We start from the raw sequence: 18,001 nt of genomic DNA, 5'->3' as shown, positions 1-18,001 counted from the left end.
CCGTTGTCATCACGCCGCCCCGAGCCGTTCAAGCACAGCGCGCTGCCGCTCCGCTACCTTGCGGCCGATATCGGCGTAGAGACTGCCGCCATGGCTATCCATCGCGACGAGGAGCGGGCCAAAATCCCGGATGCGGAACTGCCAAAGACTTTCGGGGTTCAGATCGTCGAGGTCGACATCCTCGATCTGCTCGATCCAGGTCGTCTCCAGCGCCGCCGTGCCGCCGATGATGGCGAGGTAGCAGCCCCCGAGTTCAGCAAAGGCATCGAGGGAGCCCTGCCGCAACCCGCCCTTTCCGATGATGACCCGTACGCGCTCCCGCTCCATAAGTGGCCGCGTGAAGCGCTCCATGCGGTCAGAGGTGGTGGTGCCGATGCAGACCGGTGCGTAGCCCGCCGGGAAATCGGCTGAGGGCTCCACCTTGCGAACATTGGGTGCCGTGTGGATCACCGCATGGCCCCGCAGATCCAACCGGGTGCGGCGCCCACGGTCAAACATGTGGATTTGAGTGGCGTCACGAATGCCGAAGAGCGTCTGCTGCAGTACCACCCGGTCGCCGACCCGCAGGGTCCGGACCTCGGCCTCGGATACCGGCATGTTGAGCACGTGGTCAGACATGACTGTTTTTCCTCGCGCTCAGAAGCCGATTGAGATGCCGGCTGGCGTGAAAGTGGCGCTGGCGCGACGCGCGCTATGGCACTGGATGTTCACGGCCACTGGGTTCATGGTGATGTGCGTCGCAGCAGTCTCGACATGCACCGCGAAGGCTGTTGCATCGCCGCCCAGGCCCTGCGGCCCGATGCCGAGGCCGTTCACAGCCTCCGAGAGCTCCTTCTCGAGCTTTGCGCCTTCGGGGTCCCGGCAGCGGCTACCGAGCGGTCGGGTGGCGGCGACCTTGGCAAGGTGCATGCACAGGTCGCTCGTGCCGCCCACGCCGACCCCGACTATGGTGGGCGGGCAGACCTTGCCGCCCGCTTGCACCACCCGTTCCACCACAAAGCGCTTCACAGCGGCGATGCCGTCGGCCGGAACCAGCATTTGCAGGAAACTGCCATTCTCACTGCCCGAACCCTTCGGGATCATCTCGATCCGTAGGGTACGGTCGTCATCAGTGAAATCGATGTTGATCACGGGAACACGGTCCCCGCAGGAACTGTGCTCGTTCTTTCGGGTGATAGGATGCACAACCGAGGAGCGCAGCGGGTGCTCGCGCGTCGCCCGTTCTACGCCGCGGGTAATCGCGTCCTTAAGCCCCCAGCCGTCAAGCGTCACTTGGCGGCCAATTTCCACATTGTAGATCGGGATGCCTGTGTCCTGGCAAAGCAGGTTCTCTGTCCGCTCGGCGACACCGATATTTTCTACCATGGTCGCGAGCACGGCCTGGGCGGTCGCATCCGTCTCCGCCTCCCCGAGGCGCACAAAACCAGCCTTGACGTCGTCTGGCAGGACCTTGAGGGCGCGGATGTAGAGGAGCTTGGCGGCCTCCTCGATCGCACGAGGATCGACCTTCAGGGGCTCTGCCGCGGTCGTGTGCATGACGTTCATTGCTTCCTCCTTTGAGCGCTTGGGCCAGGGGTCACCAGACCAGGGACAGACCGGAAACCATCACCAGGACGAGAAGGACGAGACGGAAGCGTTCCGCCGTGGCGGCCTTGTAGAGCCAAAGCCCCAGGACGGTGCCGAGCAGAAGAGCGGGCGCAAGCGGCAGCAGCAGCCGCATCGTGCCGGTGCTGAAGAAGCCGGCGGCCGCGAGGGAGGCGGCCGAGCAGGCATGCATGGCGACGATATAGGGTTGATAGACGCCCCGCGCGGTGTCCTTGGGCCAGCCCCGCAGGTCACACCACAGAGTAGGCAGCACGCCGGAAAAGCCGCCGATGCCGCCGAGCACCCCGCCAAGTAGCCCGACCGCCGCATCGGCCCGGCGTCCGCCGGTGGTCACGGCGAGCGGTGCGCGCCGGAGTGCCATCCGTAGCAGCATCCATCCACCATAGAGTATCATCAGAAGCCCGACCCCGAGGGTGAGCAGACGCGCATCCACCCAGAGCAGCACCAAGGTGCCGAGAGGCACGCCCAGCGCGCCGCCGATCAGGAAGGGCACCAGCATCCGCCAGGCGATAATGCGGCGCAGGGGCACCAGGGTGAGCATCTGGATGGCGAGCCCGCCGGCCACCACCAGCGGAGCCGCCTCTTGCGGGGGTAGGAGGTGGTACCAGACCGCGCTCGCGACCAGCGCGAAGGCGAAGCCTGCCAGTCCGGCCGCCAGCGCGGCCAGGAAGCCGCCGAGCATCAGGAAGAGCAGGTCAGAAGGCATGGAGCAGGAACAGCAGGCCAATGGCGAAGCCGAAGGCGGCCGTGGCAGCCACCAGTGTCTTTTGAACGGGGCGCCAGCCCAGGAACTCAAGCGCCAGCACGCGCAGCCCGCCGAAGAGGTGCAGGGCCAGCAGCACAGTCAATCCGAACTCGCCCGCCCTGGTCCAGGGATTGTGCGCCCAGCGCAGGAAGTCGTCGAAGCGCGCGGCGCCCTCGATGGCGCGCGACAGCGCCCAAAAATGCAGCGGCAGGAACAGGGCGAGCCCAAGGCCGGAAAAGCGGTGCACCAGGAAGGCGACATAGGTGGGGTGCGAACGGCCGCGAAGATCCATCATGCGTAGAGCCCCCAGGCGGCGCGGATGCCGAAGGCCGCTGTGACGAGGCCGATGGCAAGCCAGAGAAGATCGAAGCCGCGTCCGTGCCAGCCAAGTGTCTCGGCCGCGATCGTGCGCATTCCGATCGCCCCGTGTAGGCCCGCAGCCAGCGCGAAAATTGCGTAGAATACGAGCCAGGCGAGATTGGCCTGGATACGTTCGATGATTTCTGCAGCCGTCAACCCACCACGAACGGCATAGATGATGGTGACGAGGTGCACGAGCACGGCGACGGCCAGCACCATCGCTGTCGCGCGCTGCACGATCCAGAGATGGAGCTGCCGCTGCGATGCTCGTGCCGTCCGCGTGGGTGCGGCAGGGTCGCGCATCAGCAAATCGGACTGGCTATCCATGGGCACGCCCCAGCAACTGGTCCCAGAACAGGGTACGCTTCAGCCCCGCGATTGAGGCGGACGGATCCAGCGCCTTCGGGCAGCGCTCAGTGCAGCTCTGCTGTGAGTGGCAGGAGTGACAGCCTGCATCCCCCGCCACCATGTCCAGCCTTTCCTTGCGCGCGCCGTCGCGCTCGTCATTCACCAGCGTCCAGGCCCGATTGAGCGCGGCAGGACCGAGATATTCAGGATTCCAGCGCACCACGTCGCAGCTCGCGTAGCAGACGCCGCAGCCGATACACTCGATGCCCGCATCCGCCGCGCGCCGGCGCTTCGACTCGGGTGGAACGACATGGAAGTCCTCCGGCACGGCGCCGTCGGGCGCGTCTTTCGGAACGAACTGTCCGCCAGCGCGCGCCCATTTGTCGAAGAACGGCGCCATGTCAGCCGCGAGGTCACGAAGGATCGGCAGGTTAACCAGCGGAAGAAGTTCCAGCCGCCCGTCTCTTGAGACAACTTTCCGGACATGGGTGCGGCAGGTCCAGCGTGCCTTGCCGTTCACCACCATGGCGCAGGAGCCGCACATCCCGACCCGGCACGCGAAGCGGTAGGCCAGGGTGGGATCCAGCTCCCGCTGGATATAGGTGACGACGTCGAGGACGGTTTGGTTATCCCTGGCCGGAACGCTGTAGTTCACCAGGCTTCCCTCGGTGCCGCCGCGCCAGACAGAAGCCTGAATCTCGCCCGATCCGTGGTCGCTCGGAGCCATGCTGCCTTGTTCCTCCCGCTCACGTCGTGTTCTTGCCGTGACCTTGCGCGAATCATCTATATGATACAAGAGAAGATATACATGAATGTGCGGCTGGTTACCGACCGAGGGCAGGGAGGAGGATTAGATGGGGCAGGCACAATTGCGGCGCGGCGCGGACGCTTTGCTGCGCGCGCTCAACACGGCTGGCGTCGGGACGGTGTTCTCCCTTTCTGGCAACCACATCATGGCCGTCTATGATGCGGTGCTGGACCACGACATCCGGCTGCTGCATTTCCGGCAGGAAGCCGCCACTGTCCATGCCGCCGATGCCTGGGCGCGGCTGACGGACGGGGTGGGAGTGGCGCTGGTCACTGGCGGGCAGGGCCATGCCAATGCGGTCAGCGCCCTTTGCACTGCCGCGGCAGCGGAGACGCCGCTGGTGCTACTCTCCGGCCATGCCGGGCTAGGCGAGTTGGGTCTCGGCGCGTTCCAGGAAATGCCGCAGGTGGAACTCGCGGCGCCTCTTACCAAGGCGTCCTGGGTGGCAGGTTCGGCTGCCACCCTGCCGCAGGAACTCGCGCGCGCCTTCAGGATCGCCCGAAGCGGCCGCCCGGGGCCGGTGCATCTCAGCCTTCCCTCCGACTTGCTGGAGGGGGCGGTTGAGGCGGACGCCGTCGCATGGCCGGAGAAGGAGGCCTTCGCCGCAGTTCCGCTGCCGCTCGGCGCTGATGCGGCCCGCCGCGTGCTGGCGGCAGCCGCCGGCGCGAAGCGCCCGATCATTCTCTTGCCCCCTGCGCTCTGCACCACGCGTGGGCGTGCGACCGCTGCGGCGCTGGAGGCCGCGACCGGCATTCCCGTTATCGGTATGGAGAGTCCGCGCGGAGTGAACGACCCGAGCCTCGGCGCCTTCGCCGAGATGCTGGCGCAGGCAGATCTGCTGGTCCTGCTGGGCAAACCGTTCGACTTCACGCTCCGCTTCGGCCGGTCGCCAACGGTGGCAGCCAGTTGCCGCTGGATCGTTGTCGATCCCGATACCACCCTGATCGCCCGCGCGGCGCGCGGGCTGGGCGGCCGTCTCGTCTTTTCGGCCATTGCTGGGCCCGTTGAAGCTGTGTCCATCCTGACGCAGGAGGCCCAGCGGAGCTCGCCTGACGGCCTCTCCAGCGCCCACGAGGCCTGGCGCTCGGAGATGAGGGAAGCCGTCGCCTATCGACCTGCAGCCTGGAGCGCGGCTGGTGCGGGGCAGCCCATGTCCTCGGCCGCTATGTGCGGGGCCCTGCAGCACTGGCTGGCGCGCCATGACAGCAGCGTATTCATCAGCGATGGCGGGGAGATCGGGCAGTGGGCCCAGGCCCTGCTGCGGGCGCCACATCGCGTCATCAACGGAGTCGCCGGCGCGATCGGCCCCTCAATCCCTTTCTGCATCGGCGCGAAATGCGCCTTCCCCGACAGCCCGGTTCTGGCAGTGTTGGGCGACGGAACCTTCGGTTTCCACATGGCGGAGTTCGACACCGCCGTCCGCTACGGACTGCCCTTCGTTGCCGTGATAGGCAATGACAGCCGATGGAACGCCGAATACCAGATCCAGGCGCGCGAATACGGCCCGGAGCGCTCTGTCGGATGTACGCTGTCGCCAGATACGCGCTACGACCTCGTCGTCGCCGCGCTGGGCGGCCATGGCGAATTCGTGACCGAGGCGGAAGCGCTTCCCGCGGCGTTGGAACGCGCCTTCGCCAGCGGCCGTCCTGCATGTGTGAACGTGCGAACCGACGGAAGTGCAGCGCCGGTGATCCGCCGGCATTGATGGGCAAGCAGAGAGGAAACGCGGCGGCTTTCATGGAGCAGGAAATCGGGCAGGCCGGGGATGCTAGCCAGACGAAGCCCCCTCCAGCCCAGCCCCTTTACGCTCAGGTCACCGCGATGCTGACCCGCCGCTTGGCGGAGGGCAAGTGGTCGCCCGGTATGCTCCTTCCGACCGAACCGGAGCTGGCGCTGGAACTCGGCGTGTCGCCGGGTACGGTACGGAGAGCGATGGCGCTGCTTGAGCGGCGGCGCCTGATCGAGCGGCGGCGCGGCCGTGGCACGGTGGTCACGCAACAGACCACGGCCCGCTCGCTCTTCCACTTTTTCCGGGTCGTGGACGCCTCAGGGCGCAAGCTGGAACCGACCAGCAGCGTCGTCCTTCAGCAGGAAATTGGGCCCGCCAGGCCGGAGGAGCGAGAGCGCCTGCAGCTTGAGGAGGATGCGCCGGTGCACCGTCTCACACGGCTGCGCGCGCTCGAGGGCCGCGCCGCAATCCTGGAGCATCTCTGTCTGCCGGCAGCCCTCTTTCCGCAGTTCTCCCTGCCGATACAGCGCGCGCTGCAGGATGAACTCTACGTCCTCTACCAGAAACGCTTCGGCATCACCGTGACCCACGCCACCGAAAGGCTGAGCGCCGTCGCGGCCGGTAGCCTGGAGGCGGAACTGCTTGCGCTGGCGCCCGGCACGCCGCTTCAGCGGGTCGACCGCATTGCCATCGACCTGCAGGACCGGCCCGTGGAGTGGCGGATTTCGCTTCTCGATACGCGGCGCTATTTCTACGCGGTCGAGCTGGATTGACCGGCACCCGCCGCGATCGCGTCGATCTGCTCCATGAGTGCATCGGGCACCTCGATCCCCTCGGCCATGGCGCGTGCCATAAGGCCGCCCCGGCGCGCACCCGGCAGCCGCACCCCCGAGTCCTGCAGCATCACGGCGACGATCGTCTCCATGCGTGCCGCGAAGGTGTCGGCACCCGCCAGCGCTCCCGGATCGATGGCCATAAGCACCTGACCGAGCCGCGGCCGATTACCTTCGTCCCGGAAAAAGCTGTCCGCCTCGAAACCAAATTGAGAGCCGGTGAGGGCGCAGCAGAGCAACTCCACGATCAGCGCGAGCAGGGCGCCCTTGGTGCCACCGATGGCCAGCATCGCGCCCCCGAGCGCCGCCTTCGGATCCGTCGTCGGCGCGCCGGAGGAGTCCAGGGCCCATCCCTCGGGAATGGAGCGCCCTTCCTTCGCCGCCACCATGATCTTGCCGCGGGCAACCTCGGAAAGCGCCAGATCAATGACCAGCGGGTCCGCATCACGCCGTGGGAAGGCGGCGGCGACCGGGTTGGTGCCGAGTAGTGCGACCTTGCCGCCGGGCACCGGCATGGCGGAGGGAGAATTGGTGAAGGCCAGCGCGACGAGGCCCTCGCGCGCCAGGCGTTCGACCGGAAGGCCCATCGCGCCCGAGTGATGGCTATTGGCGATGCCAATGAAGGCGATGCCGAAATCGCGCGCCCGCCGCGCCGCTTCCTGCACCGCCAGGTCCACGGCCGGGAAGGCCAGACCGTCGCGGGCGTCTACCAGTGCCGCGCCGCCGCGCTCGCCCACCACAGCGGGGATTGCCGCCCCGTCGGCCCGGCCGTTTCGCAGCATCGATGCATATTGCGGCACACGCGAAAGTCCGTGCCCGGACTGACCCTGCATCTCGGCGCCGACGAGGCTACGGGCGGTACTGATGGCCATCGCTGCGCCCGCCCCGGCGGCCGTCAGTGCGGCCCGCACGCGCTCCTCGGCCTGCTTTGGATCAAGCCGACTCATTGCAGCGCCTCCAGCACTCGGACCGCGATCATGGATGAAACGCGCACATTGCTCTCCGTCGTTACGCCCGCAATGTGCGGTGTCAGGATCAGGTTGGGAACGCCCACGAGCGGTGATCCGGGGCGCAGGGGCTCCTCGGCGAAAACATCGAGCGCCGCGCCGCCCAACCGGCCGGCGCGCAGCACCTCCGCAAGGGCCGCCTCGTCCACTATGCCACCGCGAGCCGTGTTGACCAGCACCGCATCCGGCCGCATCCGCGCCAGCCTCTCCGCCGAAATGAGGTTCCGGGTGTGCTCGTTCAGCGGAACATGCAACGAGACGGCATCGGCCGCCCCGATCAGCGCGTCCAGATCCGTCCGTCCGACGCCATGGGTCGTCCAGGCCGGGTGATCCGCGGGCAGTGCCGGATCGAAGGCAGCCACGCGCATACCGAGTGCGACGGCACGCCGCGCCACACGCTGCCCAATATCGCCGAAGCCGATGAGGCCGAGCAGGCGGCCGCCCAGCTCCCGGCCGGCGGACAGGCGCCCGCGCGGCCATTGTCCAGCGGCCACCTCACCGGTCGAGAGAAAGGCGCCACGGAGCAACGCCCCAATAGCGATGATGACGTATTCGGCCACCGAGTCCGCATTTGCCCCGGTGGCCGGGATAACCTTGATGTCGCGCGCATGACAGGCTGCGACATCAATATTGTCCAACCCCACGCCCAGCCTCCCGATGACGCGCAAAGCCGGCGCCCTTTCGAGGAGCGTCCGGTCGACCTGCGTGAGATTGCGCACGATCAGCGCGCGCGGGCCGTTCACCAGCCCGAGCAAATCGGCGCGCCGGTTCACCAGCTGAGGATCATAAAGGGTCGGATGGGCGGCGCGCAGCTGCGCCACCGCATCCTCGTCCATGAACTCAGCTATCAGGATTGTGCTCAAGGGCGGCTACTCCGGGCGGATGCCGGTATCGGCCACGAGCCTAGCCCAGCGGTCGGTCTCGGTCTGAACAAAGCTGATGGATTTCCGTGAATCCCACCCCGTGATCTCAAAGCCGCCGTCCTCGATGGTCTTTCGCACAGCCGGATTCCGCAGCCCCACCAGCGTGTCGTGCTCGATCTTGGCCCTTATTGGCTCGGGAACGCCGCTATTGGTCATGAGAGCGGTCCAGTTGGTCATCTCGAGATCAGGCATGCCGGCCTCCCGGACGGTAGGGATGTCGGGCACCAGCGGATGGCGCGACGAACTGGTGACCGCGAGACCACGCAGCCGGTCACCGCGTAGCTGCGCCAGGCATTCCGGCAGGTTAGAAATGATGAGGTCGAGGTTGCCGGCAACGAGGTCCGTCACCGAGGGTGCCCCGCCACGATAGGGCACGTGGATGAGCCGAGGGCCGACACCGGTGGCCCGCCGGAACAGCTCCAGCCCAAGATGCGGCGGCGACCCGGTGCCGGAGGACCCGCCGTTCAGCTCCCGCTTCCGTGCCAGATCGGCAAGATCTCGCAAGGTTCGGGCAGGGCTGTTGGCATTCACGCACACCACCAGCGGCAGTGATCCAAGCACGGATATGGTCGTGAAGTCGTGTTTGAAGTCGTAGGTCGCGTTCGGGAAAAGCGAGACATTCACCGCATGGGTGAGGGTGATCGCGAGGAGCGTGTAACCGTCGGGGGCGGAGCGGGCCGCAGCTTCCGCCCCGATCATCGCATTTCCGCCGGCACGATTGTCGATGACGACCGGCTTTCCCCAGATATCACCCAGGTATTTTGCCACCTGCCGCGCCATAATGTCGGTCAGTCCCCCCGGCGGAAAGGGCACGATGTACCGCACCGAGCGGTCGGGATAATCGGATGCTTTCTGCGCCCAGGCGCTTCCGCCCGTGAGCAGTGCGGCACCTGTACCGAGCAAGGCGCGACGGCCCGGAGCAAGGATGGTCATGCTGCGCTTCCTCCCTGGGGCAGGCTGCCAGCCGGCTTAAGGACAGCACCTGCCTGGTGATGCGGCGCCCCGGGTCTTCCCGATGCCGCCGACGACTTTCCTGGACAATGCTTTGTTCTCATTGACGCTGCCGGGGCAGGGGCCACGGCAAGCGAGGCCGGCACGGCACAGCGCTGCCACCCGGCGCACCGCCTCGGGGAGAAGGCGCGCCGGGGCGATAGACGGCAGAAGCGTCAGGCGCTCTCGTAGAGGCGGGTCATCACGAACTCGCGGTGGCCCAGAAGCTCGGCGGCGGTGAGTTCTCCATTGGCGGTCCGCACGATGCAGTCGAGCAGCATCTCACCCGCATCGTCCATATTCATCTCCTTCTGGAGAATACCCGTCACGTCCACATCGATATGCTCCGACATGGTGCGCTGGGTTCGTGGATTGGCGGTGATCTTGATAACCGGCAAAATCGGGTTGCCGATCACGTTGCCCTGCCCGGTGGGAAAGGTGTGGACGGCATAGCCGGCCGCCGCGCAAAGCGTCACCATCTCCGCCGCCGCCGAGGAGCTGTCCATGAACCAGAGCCCCGGATGCGTCGGCGTCTCCGCCTTATCGAGCACGCCATCCACCTTGCACTTCTTGCCGATCTTCTGGATGTTGCCGAGGGCCTTCTCCTCGATGGTGGTCAAGCCACCCTCGATGTTGCCCTTGGTAGGCTGGCTCTCGGAGAGGTCGCTCGTCTTATTGGCCTCGATCACCCTCTGGTACCGGTCGAACATGGCGATGAATTGCCGGCGGACGTCCGGGCTGGCGCAGCGCTCGGCCACCAGGTGTTCTCCACCGGTGATTTCGCTGGTTTCGCCGAAGACGAGCGTGTTGCCATTGCTCCAGAGCTTGTCGAAGGCATTGCCCACCGTCGGGCAGGAAGCAAGGCCCGAGGTGGTGTCGCTCTCGCCGCACTTAGTGGAGACCCAGAGTTCCTGTAACGGCGCTTCCTTGCGGCGCAGCTTGGAGGCGTGCTTGACCATCGTGTAGGCGGCACGGGAGGCTCGGGCGATGGTGTTGATATCGCCGTTCTGCTCGATAGCAAAGCCTTCGACTGGCTTGCCCGACTTAGCGATGCCCTCGACGATCTTGCCGGTCCAGCCCGGCTCGATCCCGATCACCACCACACCGGCCACATTCGGGTTGGTGCCGACGCCGATCAACGTGCGGAAATGCAGTTCCAGGTCAGCGCCGAACTGCAGCCGGCCATAGGAGTGCGGCAGGGCCATCGCGCCCTTGATGTTATTCGCTACGGCTTCACAGGCCGCGTTGGACAGATCGTCGACGGGCAGGATGATGACATGATTACGGACGCCGTAGCGGCCATTCTCGCGCTCATAGCCCTCGAAGGTTGTGTTTGCCAGTTGCATGACCATGGTGGCGTTCCTTCCCCTACCAGCGCTTCGTCTTGGCATTGTGGACGTGCAGGTGCTCGCCTGGAGCGACCGGCGCCACGACCCGGCCGATGTCGACGCCGTATTTGATGATGGTGTCGCCCTCGTTGAGGGCGCGGATGGCGAGCTTGTGCCCGATGGGGATGTCCGACTTCGCGTCGAACTCCATCATCCTGTCCTGATCCATGATCCAGCCGGTGAGCTTCTGGCCGGCCTTTAGGCCTTCCACGACGACGACGCCGACGGAGTCCCCTTCGTCATGAACGACGAAATGGATTGTCATCGGACTTCCTCCCAGTTGCTTCCTGCCGCAAACGATAGCCGCACTGGCGTTCATGTCAACTATATGATATAGGTCATATGTATGAATTTCGAGCCATCCCTCTGGCGGAGCATCCATGCAGCCCTTGAGGCCTCCCTGGCCGCCGGGGAGTATCCGCCGGGCACACCGCTTCCATCAGAGGCGAAGCTCGCCGCACGCTTCGGCGTGGCTATCGGCACCGTCCGGCGGGCCGTCGACGAACTCGTCGCTTCCCGGACGCTGATCCGGAAGCAGGGCCGCGGGACGTTTGTCCCCGACCATGGCCCGGACCGCACGCTGTTCCACTTCTTCCACATCGTGGGTGAGGATGATCACCGCGAGCATCCGGCAACCGAACTGCTGTCCTTTCAGTCCGGTCAGCCTTGTCCGGAATGGGCAGCGGCCCGGCTCGGGATTGAGCCCGGATCGATGATGCTGCGGGTGCAAAATCTTCAACGTCTGCAGGGGCGACCTGTAATGCTGGACGAACTCTGGCTGCCCGAAGCGCTGTTTCCAGGCTTGGACCAGGCCAGCTTTGCCAAGCGCACCGGCACGATCTACGGCCTGTATCAGCAGCGATATGGCTACTCCGTCGTTCGCGCCGATGAACGGCTCCGGGCCGCTGCCGCACCGGAAGAGGTCGCGGCGCTGCTGAGCGTCGAAGCGGGCATGCCCATGCTACGGATCCAGCGTGTGGCCTTCGCCATCGGAGACCGGCCCTTGGAACTGCGTCAGTCCTGGGTGGATACGCGGGACCACGTCTATTTCAGCAGGCTCTCCTAACCGGCGGAGGAGGAGGATTAGAGCCGTTGCCGCAGCGGCAACTCCAGCGCGCCACAGACAGACTTGTACGCAGCGCTATTCCCCTGTTGGGGGCGCCAGGAGCCGGCGTCTGTGGTGCTCCAGAAGACGCTGAGCGGGGCACTCTGGACTGTGCGTGGGCCAGCTACCGGGCTCAGCACTTTCCCATTCCGTCAGTCCACAGCCGGAGGGCAAGTTACCGCTGGCTGGCAGAGCAAGATCGTCCAGCAATGCTTCGATCCGTCCAAAATCTGAATCGGAAGCCTGAACAAGAATGAGCCCGTGGTCCCCGTGGAAGTCCGGAGCGCCGCGACGGGCAACGGGTAAGGTCGAGGCCAGGAGGCCTATGAGCAGTCCGATGCAGCCTCCGGCGAGCAGCATCGTGGCAAGTCCGCTCTCCATCATCGGAGCGCCAGCTGGATTGAGCGGCCCGGAGGAGATCAGCGTCCCGCAGGCCGCACCGAGCAGCGCGCCCAGAACTGATCCGGTTATGGCTGCGCTGGCCTCGCCGGGACAGAAGCGAACATCACACGGCGGCACCCCCGCGGCCTCTAGGGCAAGCAGAACCGACATGGCCTTCTGGTAATTGCAGGCGCGGCAAAGAATCCGGGTCGTCATCTCGGAACTCCCAGGCACCTTCTGGACGATGCGAAGATCCTGCAAGGAGCGCGCGTAACGGGCTTGCTGGGAACCCTGAACTGTCCACCGATACGGCCAACAGGCGGGCATTCTCGCCATTCTATCGAGCTGCCGGATCATTAAAACGGCGCCGGGCCGTGCCTGCTGTCTTACCCCTCGGAAATCAGATGGCAGACGGACCTCAGGCAGCCGGCGTGATGCCCTCGTTGAGAGGCAATGGCGCGAAAAGCGTTCCTGGATTCATCGTCTCCTCCTGCGTGTGCGAGGCTTGTCCCTCTTATGGCGGTGATTAGGGCGCAGTGTCTTAGCGGGTTCAAGCAGAAAGACATCGCCAAACGCACGGGCCGCCCCAGCCATGCGGCCGGGCGGCGCCCGTCAGCAGTGCGCCGGTCGCGTCCGCCGCCGGTTCGGTGAGCATGTGATACCTGCGTCCATCGTCGTCGTCCGGAGCAATCCCTCCGACGGCCAGCCCAGAATAGATTATCACCTCGGCGCTAAACTTGGCGTGACCTGAGGTGTTAGTAGCCCCGACCGTCCGGCCATGATCTGGCCTCGGAGGCACATCCGGGCCGGTAAGCACCTGGCAGAAGGAGTGTTGAGCGCCATGCACACCATGGAGATGATCCGCACCCATCCGCACGTCCGCGGCAACACGAACGACGCGCTGATTCGGTGCATCGAAGAATGCTACGACTGTGCTCAGACTTGCACCTCGTGCGCTGATGCCTGCCTCGGGAAGGAGATGCTTAAGGAACTTACCCAGTGCATCCGGCTCAACCTCGACTGCGCCGACGTCTGCGCGGCGACTGGCGCCGTGGCCTCTCGCCGGACTGGCTCAAACGAGGAGGTGATCCGCCAGATGCTGACGGCATGCGAGATGGCGTGCCGCCTTTGCGGTGAGGAATGCGGGCGCCACGCCGGCATGCATGACCATTGCCGGATTTGCGCCGAGGCATGTCAGCGTTGCCGGCAGGCTTGCGCCGACGCCCTGCGCAGCATTACGGCGCACTGACAGTATCGTTGAGGGCCGGCACCCCAGGCCCCTTTGCCTGGGGTGCCTCCTTGTTGATCTCGCACATATCGCACGTCGCCTGAGGAACCCATGGGAACGAGGAACAGGTGGCCGAGCCCATTGCTCGCAGCGGTTATTGCCTCCCTTGGCCTTATGGCGGCCGGCTTCTGGGGGGCGGAAGCTCGACAAAGCCCAGCCGGAGGCGCGACCGCCGGTCCGCCGCCCGCTCAGCCAGGCCGGACGGCGGTCCCCCGCCGAGGCGCGGCCGGCCGCGGTCAGGGGGCCTCCACCCCCTCTGAGATCCCGGCCCGCGGATGGTGGGATATTATGCGCCGCACCTTGGCGCAGGCTTCGGAGGACCGCCTGCTCACCGAGGCGGCCGGTATCACCTTCTATGCGCTCCTGGCCCTTTTTCCGGCTGTGACGGCGCTTGTATCGCTCTACGGCCTTTTCGCGGATCCGGAGGACATCAGCAGGCACCTTGCGGCGCTGTCCGGGCTCGTCCCGGGTGGCGGCATGCAGATCATTGAGGAGCAGGTACGCCGCGTGGCGGAGCAGGGCACGGCCAAGCTCGGCTTTGGCCTGGCGGCCAGCCTGGCAGTCTCCCTCTGGAGCGCGAATGCGGCGACCAAGGCCATCTTCGACACGCTGAATATCGTCTACGAGGAGAAGGAGGAACGCAGCTTCATCAGGCGCACCGCAATCTCGCTCGCTTTCACCCTGGGGGCAATTCTGTTCGTGCTTCTGGCGATTGGCGCCGTGGTGGCAGTTCCGGTCGTGCTGAAGTTTGTGGGTCTGGGTCCGACAGCAGATCTTCTTCTACAGGTACTGCGCTGGCCGCTGCTGCTTGTGGCCGTCGGCATCCTGCTCGCGGTCCTGTTCCGCTACGCACCGAGCCGCGATAAGGCCAAGTGGCGCTGGGTTAGCTGGGGCGGCGCCTTCGCCGCGATCTCGTGGCTGATCGCCTCTGCGGCTTTCTCCTTCTACGTGGCTAATTTTGGCAAATACAACGAGACCTACGGGTCGCTCGGCGCAGTAATCGGCTTTATGACGTGGATATGGCTTTCAACGGCGGTCGTGTTGACCGGAGCGGAACTGGATGCCGAAATGGAGCGGCAAACCGAAAGGGACACCACCGAGGGGCCGGAGCAGCCCATGGGTAGTCGCGGCGCCACCATGGCTGACACAGTGGCCTCCGGAGACCGGTAAGGAGGGCGCTCCGATAACCGCCATGAGCCTCAAGCGGGGGCAGCGCATCAGGGGGCCGCACGGGATCCTATGGAAGGTCTGTTCAAGACCTCGGCAGCCCGAGTCCAAAGGCGTTCATCACCGCTGCGTCGTGCGTGCTCCTGGAAGACCTTGCCAAAGCCCGCGCGCTAACATTGTCGGCGGCTTCGCCCGGACTGCCTCCGTCCCCACCTAATTCGGTGCGAGGCAGCGCTCCCTACTCCATGCCATTCTCTGGCGGCACCAGCACGGTGATGGCCTGGCGCAGAACCCGGAAACGGGCGGGCGTCTGCGTCGTGAGCTCACCATCGGTGTTTACCGGCCTTGGGCGGCGTGTGCGGAGCTCGCCCTCCCGAAAGGTGCCGGTGCGCACCTCGTGCCAGACGCCATGCCGGCCGGACCGGAAGGCCGGGTAGACGAGGGCGAGCTTCCAAAGGCTCTCGAATTCGAGGCTGTAGAGATTGAGCAGGCCATCGTCGATCTCAGCCTCCTCATCGATCGTCATGCCTCCGCCATAGTAACGCCCGTTGCCCACGGCAATCTGCAACGTGCGTACCCGATGGACCTGCCCCTCATGCCGGATCTCGGCGGAAAAGGGCCGCATGCGCCAGAGTGCGCGGCAGGTGGCGACTGCGTAGCCGAGTTTGCCCCAGCGCTGCTTCAGATCGCGTGTCAGCTCGCGAGTCACGTCGACGCTAAGGCCGATACTGGCGACGTTGAAGAAGGGATGACCATTAACCTCGCCGAGGTCGATGGGCCGAGCCTTTCCATCCACGATCACCTGGGCGGCAGCCTCCAGTTCCAGCGGAATACCAAGCGTGCGGGCCAGATCGTTCGCGGTGCCCAGTGGCAGGATGCCGAGCGGCAGCCCGGCCTTGATGAGCGCCGGGGCGGCGGCATTCAGCGTACCGTCGCCGCCGCCCAGCACGATCATGTCGACGGAGTCCGCCGATCGGCAGATAGCGGTGCGCAGGGCCTGCGGATCCAGGCATTCTTCACGCGAGAGTTGCAGGCCGCGGCGCTCAAGGGCCTCCGCCGCCGCATCGGCAGCATCCAGGCCCTGTCGGCTCTTGGTATTCACGATGAACAGGGCACGGCGGTGTAGTGGCGCGGCGGGTAAGGTGCTCGCCCCGCGGCCATCAGGATCAGGAGTTCGATCCTGCGGTACTAGCGTCATCCGTGCCTGTCTCCTGAGGCCCATCCGGCAGTTGGAAGGACCGGAAGGGCAAGCCTGGTTGCTCTCTGTCGGTACGGCGGTCTACGGCCCGCCCCGGCGCCGTCCCGGGAGGCTCCACCTCGCCCTTTTGCTGTAACCAGAGAGCGCCCGCCCAGCACAGAATGGCCCATGCAGATCCGATGCACCATCCGGCCAGCACGTCGCTCGGGTAGTGCACTCCCAGGTAAAGTCGGCTCAGCCCGACCATGATCGTCAGGAAGAGAGCGACGGCCATGAAGTAGACCTTCACCTTCCGCTCTGCAGCCACGCGGGTGAACAAGGCTCCAACCGTGAGGAAGGTGACGGCCGACATGGTCGCGTGTGCGCTGGGAAAGCTGGCCGTGAACACGCGCGCGGCGTGTGAAATTTCTGGCCTGGGCCGGTCGAACACGAATTTCAGCAAGGTGCTGACAACCACGCCGCCGAGCACGGCGACGACCATCAGCACGGCCGCGCCATGCTTTCTGATCAGAATGAGGTAGCCAACGACACCCGCCAGCACGAAGCCGAGAAAGACGAAGCTGCCAAGAGCTGTTACGTCGCGGCCCACTTCCTCCAGCCAAGGGGGACCGATCGGATCGGCTGCATCGCCTGTCGCACGGAATATCTTGAGAATGGCGGTGTCGAAGTCAGAAAGATCGCCATCGACGACCTCCTCAGCCAGCAGGCCGAAGCTGAGGATCAGGATTGCGACCGTCAGCAGGGCGAGCGGCAGACCCAGCCCGTCCCGGCCCAGGCGCTTGATGAGCGGCAAGCAAAGCCGGAACAGGCGAACAGGCCAATGCCGAACATCCTGCATGCCCGGCCTGCCCCGGTGCAGGTTTTGGAAGAGAGAGGCGCCGTGCCGGACGCGCATGGCCAATCCTTTTCCGCTGTCCCGCCCGGTGCTTCCAGGCGCCCCGCGAGCATGGCCTCCCTGGCAGGGCGGTGCGGCACGGTACCGTTGAGGACCCCACGCGAAACGTAGCGGCCAAGGGGGATGTTTCGTCGCGCTGTGCCCTTTCGCCCTCGCCGGAAGGAATAGCTGCGGGAGCCCGCCTGCGGGTGATCTGGGCCGTGGAGGGCGACGAGGAGGGCCGGAGCAACGGGAGGGAACCGGGATAGCGGCCCTGGCGTTGGACATCCGTCACCTGTGACAAACCGAGGTCGATGATGGTGGGAGATCACAACCGCTTCGAGTTGCTCGCCCGCCTCGGCTACGCCGCCCGGGGCGCGGTCAGCTTGCTCATCGGCCTTATGGCCCTTCTCGCTGCAACCGGGCATGGCGGAGGGGCTACAGGTTCCAAGGGGGCCCTTCAGACACTCCTGACCCAGCCTCTCGGGAAGGGCCTGCTCGCAGCCGTGGCGCTCGGCCTCTTTGGCTTCGCCCTGTGGCGCATCGTCCAGTCGCTGCTCGATGCTGACCGTCGGGGCACAAGCTGGCGTGCTCTTGCCGCACGTGCAGGGCAGCTGGTCTCGGCCGCGGTCTACGTTAGCCTCGGGGTGTTTGCCGTCAGCCTCATCTTCGGATCGGCTTCGGGCGGTGGAGAGGAGCAGGCGACGCGCGACTGGACTGCCTGGCTGCTGAGACAGCATTTCGGCAGATGGCTGGTCGGCGCGGTCGGGCTTGGGGTGCTTGGGGCGGGCCTCGGCATGGCCGGGAAGGCATGGTCAGCCTCCTTCCGGCGGCATCTTGAGTGCGGACCCGACACGGCCTCCTGGGTGGTGCCCTTTGGCCGCGCCGGCTACGCGGCGAGGGCTATCGTCTTCTTTATTATAGGCGGCTTCCTCATCGTGGCGGCCTATCAGTCAGATCCGAGTGAGGCGCGCGGCCTGGGCGGCGCGCTGCTCGCCCTCCGGCAGCAGCCCTTCGGGCAGGCGCTCTTCGGAGCGGTTGCGCTCGGTCTTGCCGCCTTCGGGGCCTTCGAATTCGCAGAGGCAAGATACCGGCGTATCGCGGCACCAACTGAGGGGCAGGTGATCGAGGAGGCGAGATCCCGCCTCGCCTGATCTGCCTGGGCGAGCGAGCCCAGGCATTCCAGCCAATGGCAATGGCCTTGTGGCACGCCGGCGGGGCGGGTAGCGCACCGGGCCGATCATGAACCGAC

The 18,001-nt window shown here is 65.8% G+C and carries 19 protein-coding genes; 6 read left to right on the top strand and 13 right to left on the bottom strand.

Going from position 1 to position 18,001, the window contains the following annotated elements; all coding sequences use genetic code 11:
• Positions 1–9: 9 nt before the first annotated feature.
• Genes ACO1BU_RS14170 through ACO1BU_RS14145 form a run of 6 tightly spaced genes read right to left on the bottom strand, consistent with a single transcriptional unit; the run spans position 10 to position 3,785 of the window.
• Entirely contained in the window at positions 10–618 is a 609-nt protein-coding gene (locus tag ACO1BU_RS14170; protein WP_424136607.1) for a fumarate hydratase C-terminal domain-containing protein, read from the bottom strand.
• Between the two features lie 18 nt (positions 619–636).
• Positions 637–1,545 (bottom strand): fumarate hydratase, encoded by a 909-nt coding sequence (locus ACO1BU_RS14165; RefSeq protein ID WP_424136606.1) that lies wholly within the window; start codon positions 1,543–1,545, stop codon positions 637–639.
• Between the two features lie 31 nt (positions 1,546–1,576).
• Positions 1,577–2,311 carry a sulfite exporter TauE/SafE family protein gene (locus ACO1BU_RS14160; RefSeq protein WP_424136605.1) on the bottom strand — a complete coding sequence of 245 codons (735 nt, stop codon included), beginning with the start codon at positions 2,309–2,311 and terminating at the stop codon, positions 1,577–1,579.
• Positions 2,301–2,645: a succinate dehydrogenase, cytochrome b556 subunit gene (gene sdhC, locus ACO1BU_RS14155; RefSeq protein WP_424136604.1), complete on the bottom strand. Its 345-nt coding sequence runs from the start codon at positions 2,643–2,645 to the stop codon at positions 2,301–2,303. Before sdhC ends, ACO1BU_RS14160 begins: the two co-directional genes overlap by 11 nt.
• A complete protein-coding gene (locus ACO1BU_RS14150; RefSeq protein WP_424136603.1) occupies positions 2,642–3,037 on the bottom strand; it encodes a succinate dehydrogenase in 396 nt (131 codons plus the stop codon). Before ACO1BU_RS14150 ends, sdhC begins: the two co-directional genes overlap by 4 nt.
• Complete coding sequence (locus ACO1BU_RS14145) at positions 3,030–3,785, bottom strand: succinate dehydrogenase/fumarate reductase iron-sulfur subunit (RefSeq protein WP_424136602.1); 756 nt, start codon at positions 3,783–3,785, stop codon at positions 3,030–3,032. The genes ACO1BU_RS14150 and ACO1BU_RS14145 overlap by 8 nt, the downstream gene beginning before the upstream one ends.
• Positions 3,786–3,912: 127 nt before the next feature.
• Here ACO1BU_RS14145 and ACO1BU_RS14140 point away from each other — a divergent pair, with 127 nt between their 5' ends.
• Together ACO1BU_RS14140 and ACO1BU_RS14135 are read left to right on the top strand one after the other, a co-directional pair.
• The gene (locus ACO1BU_RS14140) at positions 3,913–5,571 is read left to right on the top strand and encodes a thiamine pyrophosphate-binding protein (RefSeq protein WP_424136601.1); all 1,659 of its coding nucleotides are present in this window, start codon (positions 3,913–3,915) and stop codon (positions 5,569–5,571) included.
• A gap of 32 nt (positions 5,572–5,603) precedes the next feature.
• On the top strand, positions 5,604–6,368 hold the full coding sequence (locus ACO1BU_RS14135; protein ID WP_424136600.1) for a GntR family transcriptional regulator: 765 nt from the start codon (positions 5,604–5,606) through the stop codon (positions 6,366–6,368).
• Here ACO1BU_RS14135 and ACO1BU_RS14130 read toward each other — a convergent pair.
• The 5 genes from ACO1BU_RS14130 to ACO1BU_RS14110 form a co-directional block, all read right to left on the bottom strand.
• Positions 6,347–7,375 carry an Ldh family oxidoreductase gene (locus ACO1BU_RS14130; protein ID WP_424136599.1) on the bottom strand — a complete coding sequence of 343 codons (1,029 nt, stop codon included), beginning with the start codon at positions 7,373–7,375 and terminating at the stop codon, positions 6,347–6,349. The two genes, ACO1BU_RS14135 and ACO1BU_RS14130, sit on opposite strands and share 22 nt — an antisense overlap.
• Positions 7,372–8,298, bottom strand: coding sequence for a hydroxyacid dehydrogenase (locus ACO1BU_RS14125; RefSeq protein WP_424136598.1), 927 nt, complete (start codon positions 8,296–8,298; stop codon positions 7,372–7,374). The genes ACO1BU_RS14130 and ACO1BU_RS14125 overlap by 4 nt, the downstream gene beginning before the upstream one ends.
• 6 nt (positions 8,299–8,304) lie before the next feature.
• The gene (locus ACO1BU_RS14120) at positions 8,305–9,291 is read right to left on the bottom strand and encodes a Bug family tripartite tricarboxylate transporter substrate binding protein (protein ID WP_424136597.1); all 987 of its coding nucleotides are present in this window, start codon (positions 9,289–9,291) and stop codon (positions 8,305–8,307) included.
• A gap of 233 nt (positions 9,292–9,524) precedes the next feature.
• Entirely contained in the window at positions 9,525–10,700 is a 1,176-nt protein-coding gene (locus tag ACO1BU_RS14115) for a UxaA family hydrolase (protein WP_424136596.1), read from the bottom strand.
• A 16-nt stretch (positions 10,701–10,716) separates the two neighbouring features.
• Positions 10,717–11,001 carry a UxaA family hydrolase gene (locus tag ACO1BU_RS14110; protein ID WP_424136595.1) on the bottom strand — a complete coding sequence of 95 codons (285 nt, stop codon included), beginning with the start codon at positions 10,999–11,001 and terminating at the stop codon, positions 10,717–10,719.
• An 81-nt stretch (positions 11,002–11,082) separates the two neighbouring features.
• Between ACO1BU_RS14110 and ACO1BU_RS14105 the strand changes: the two genes are divergently transcribed.
• The 3 genes from ACO1BU_RS14105 (at position 11,083) to ACO1BU_RS14095 (ending at position 14,680) form a co-directional block, all read left to right on the top strand.
• On the top strand, positions 11,083–11,802 hold the full coding sequence (locus tag ACO1BU_RS14105) for a GntR family transcriptional regulator (RefSeq protein WP_424136594.1): 720 nt from the start codon (positions 11,083–11,085) through the stop codon (positions 11,800–11,802).
• Between the two features lie 1,261 nt (positions 11,803–13,063).
• Entirely contained in the window at positions 13,064–13,471 is a 408-nt protein-coding gene (locus tag ACO1BU_RS14100; protein ID WP_424136593.1) for a four-helix bundle copper-binding protein, read from the top strand.
• Positions 13,472–13,798: 327 nt separating this feature from the next.
• A complete protein-coding gene (locus ACO1BU_RS14095; protein ID WP_424136592.1) occupies positions 13,799–14,680 on the top strand; it encodes a YihY/virulence factor BrkB family protein in 882 nt (293 codons plus the stop codon).
• A 235-nt stretch (positions 14,681–14,915) separates the two neighbouring features.
• Here ACO1BU_RS14095 and ACO1BU_RS14090 read toward each other — a convergent pair whose 3' ends face one another.
• Positions 14,916–15,875, bottom strand: a complete 960-nt coding sequence (locus ACO1BU_RS14090; RefSeq protein ID WP_424136591.1) for a lipid kinase — start codon at positions 15,873–15,875, stop codon at positions 14,916–14,918.
• On the bottom strand, positions 15,844–16,770 hold the full coding sequence (locus ACO1BU_RS14085) for a phosphatase PAP2 family protein (protein ID WP_424136590.1): 927 nt from the start codon (positions 16,768–16,770) through the stop codon (positions 15,844–15,846). Before ACO1BU_RS14085 ends, ACO1BU_RS14090 begins: the two co-directional genes overlap by 32 nt.
• Before the next feature lie 296 nt (positions 16,771–17,066).
• Here ACO1BU_RS14085 and ACO1BU_RS14080 point away from each other — a divergent pair, with 296 nt between their 5' ends.
• Positions 17,067–17,903, top strand: coding sequence for a DUF1206 domain-containing protein (locus ACO1BU_RS14080; RefSeq protein WP_424136589.1), 837 nt, complete (start codon positions 17,067–17,069; stop codon positions 17,901–17,903).
• Positions 17,904–18,001: the final 98 nt, after the last annotated feature.

Origin of the sequence: Roseomonas chloroacetimidivorans, from assembly GCF_049629625.1 — a bacterium.
Lineage (GTDB): Bacteria > Pseudomonadota > Alphaproteobacteria > Acetobacterales > Acetobacteraceae > Roseomonas > Roseomonas chloroacetimidivorans.
The sequence above is the reverse complement of the archived record's forward strand: the minus strand, read 5'-3'. Positions and strand labels throughout refer to the sequence as shown.

Excerpts from the sequence above, each read along its gene's own strand:
- ACO1BU_RS14145 (WP_424136602.1), bottom strand. The coding sequence starts at position 3,785 with ATGGCTCCGAGCGACCACGGATCGGGCGAGATTCAGGCTTCTGTCTGG.
- ACO1BU_RS14080 (WP_424136589.1), top strand. The coding sequence starts at position 17,067 with ATGGTGGGAGATCACAACCGCTTCGAGTTGCTCGCCCGCCTCGGCTAC.
- ACO1BU_RS14105 (WP_424136594.1), top strand. The coding sequence starts at position 11,083 with ATGAATTTCGAGCCATCCCTCTGGCGGAGCATCCATGCAGCCCTTGAG.
- ACO1BU_RS14140 (WP_424136601.1), top strand. The coding sequence starts at position 3,913 with ATGGGGCAGGCACAATTGCGGCGCGGCGCGGACGCTTTGCTGCGCGCG.
- sdhC (WP_424136604.1), bottom strand. The coding sequence starts at position 2,645 with ATGATGGATCTTCGCGGCCGTTCGCACCCCACCTATGTCGCCTTCCTG.
- ACO1BU_RS14110 (WP_424136595.1), bottom strand. The coding sequence starts at position 11,001 with ATGACAATCCATTTCGTCGTTCATGACGAAGGGGACTCCGTCGGCGTC.
- ACO1BU_RS14150 (WP_424136603.1), bottom strand. The coding sequence starts at position 3,037 with ATGGATAGCCAGTCCGATTTGCTGATGCGCGACCCTGCCGCACCCACG.
- ACO1BU_RS14095 (WP_424136592.1), top strand. The coding sequence starts at position 13,799 with ATGCGCCGCACCTTGGCGCAGGCTTCGGAGGACCGCCTGCTCACCGAG.
- ACO1BU_RS14090 (WP_424136591.1), bottom strand. The coding sequence starts at position 15,875 with ATGACGCTAGTACCGCAGGATCGAACTCCTGATCCTGATGGCCGCGGG.
- ACO1BU_RS14135 (WP_424136600.1), top strand. The coding sequence starts at position 5,604 with ATGGAGCAGGAAATCGGGCAGGCCGGGGATGCTAGCCAGACGAAGCCC.
- ACO1BU_RS14120 (WP_424136597.1), bottom strand. The coding sequence starts at position 9,291 with ATGACCATCCTTGCTCCGGGCCGTCGCGCCTTGCTCGGTACAGGTGCC.
- ACO1BU_RS14170 (WP_424136607.1), bottom strand. The coding sequence starts at position 618 with ATGTCTGACCACGTGCTCAACATGCCGGTATCCGAGGCCGAGGTCCGG.
- ACO1BU_RS14100 (WP_424136593.1), top strand. The coding sequence starts at position 13,064 with ATGCACACCATGGAGATGATCCGCACCCATCCGCACGTCCGCGGCAAC.
- ACO1BU_RS14165 (WP_424136606.1), bottom strand. The coding sequence starts at position 1,545 with ATGAACGTCATGCACACGACCGCGGCAGAGCCCCTGAAGGTCGATCCT.
- ACO1BU_RS14160 (WP_424136605.1), bottom strand. The coding sequence starts at position 2,311 with ATGCCTTCTGACCTGCTCTTCCTGATGCTCGGCGGCTTCCTGGCCGCG.
- ACO1BU_RS14115 (WP_424136596.1), bottom strand. The coding sequence starts at position 10,700 with ATGGTCATGCAACTGGCAAACACAACCTTCGAGGGCTATGAGCGCGAG.
- ACO1BU_RS14130 (WP_424136599.1), bottom strand. The coding sequence starts at position 7,375 with ATGAGTCGGCTTGATCCAAAGCAGGCCGAGGAGCGCGTGCGGGCCGCA.
- ACO1BU_RS14085 (WP_424136590.1), bottom strand. The coding sequence starts at position 16,770 with ATGCGCGTCCGGCACGGCGCCTCTCTCTTCCAAAACCTGCACCGGGGC.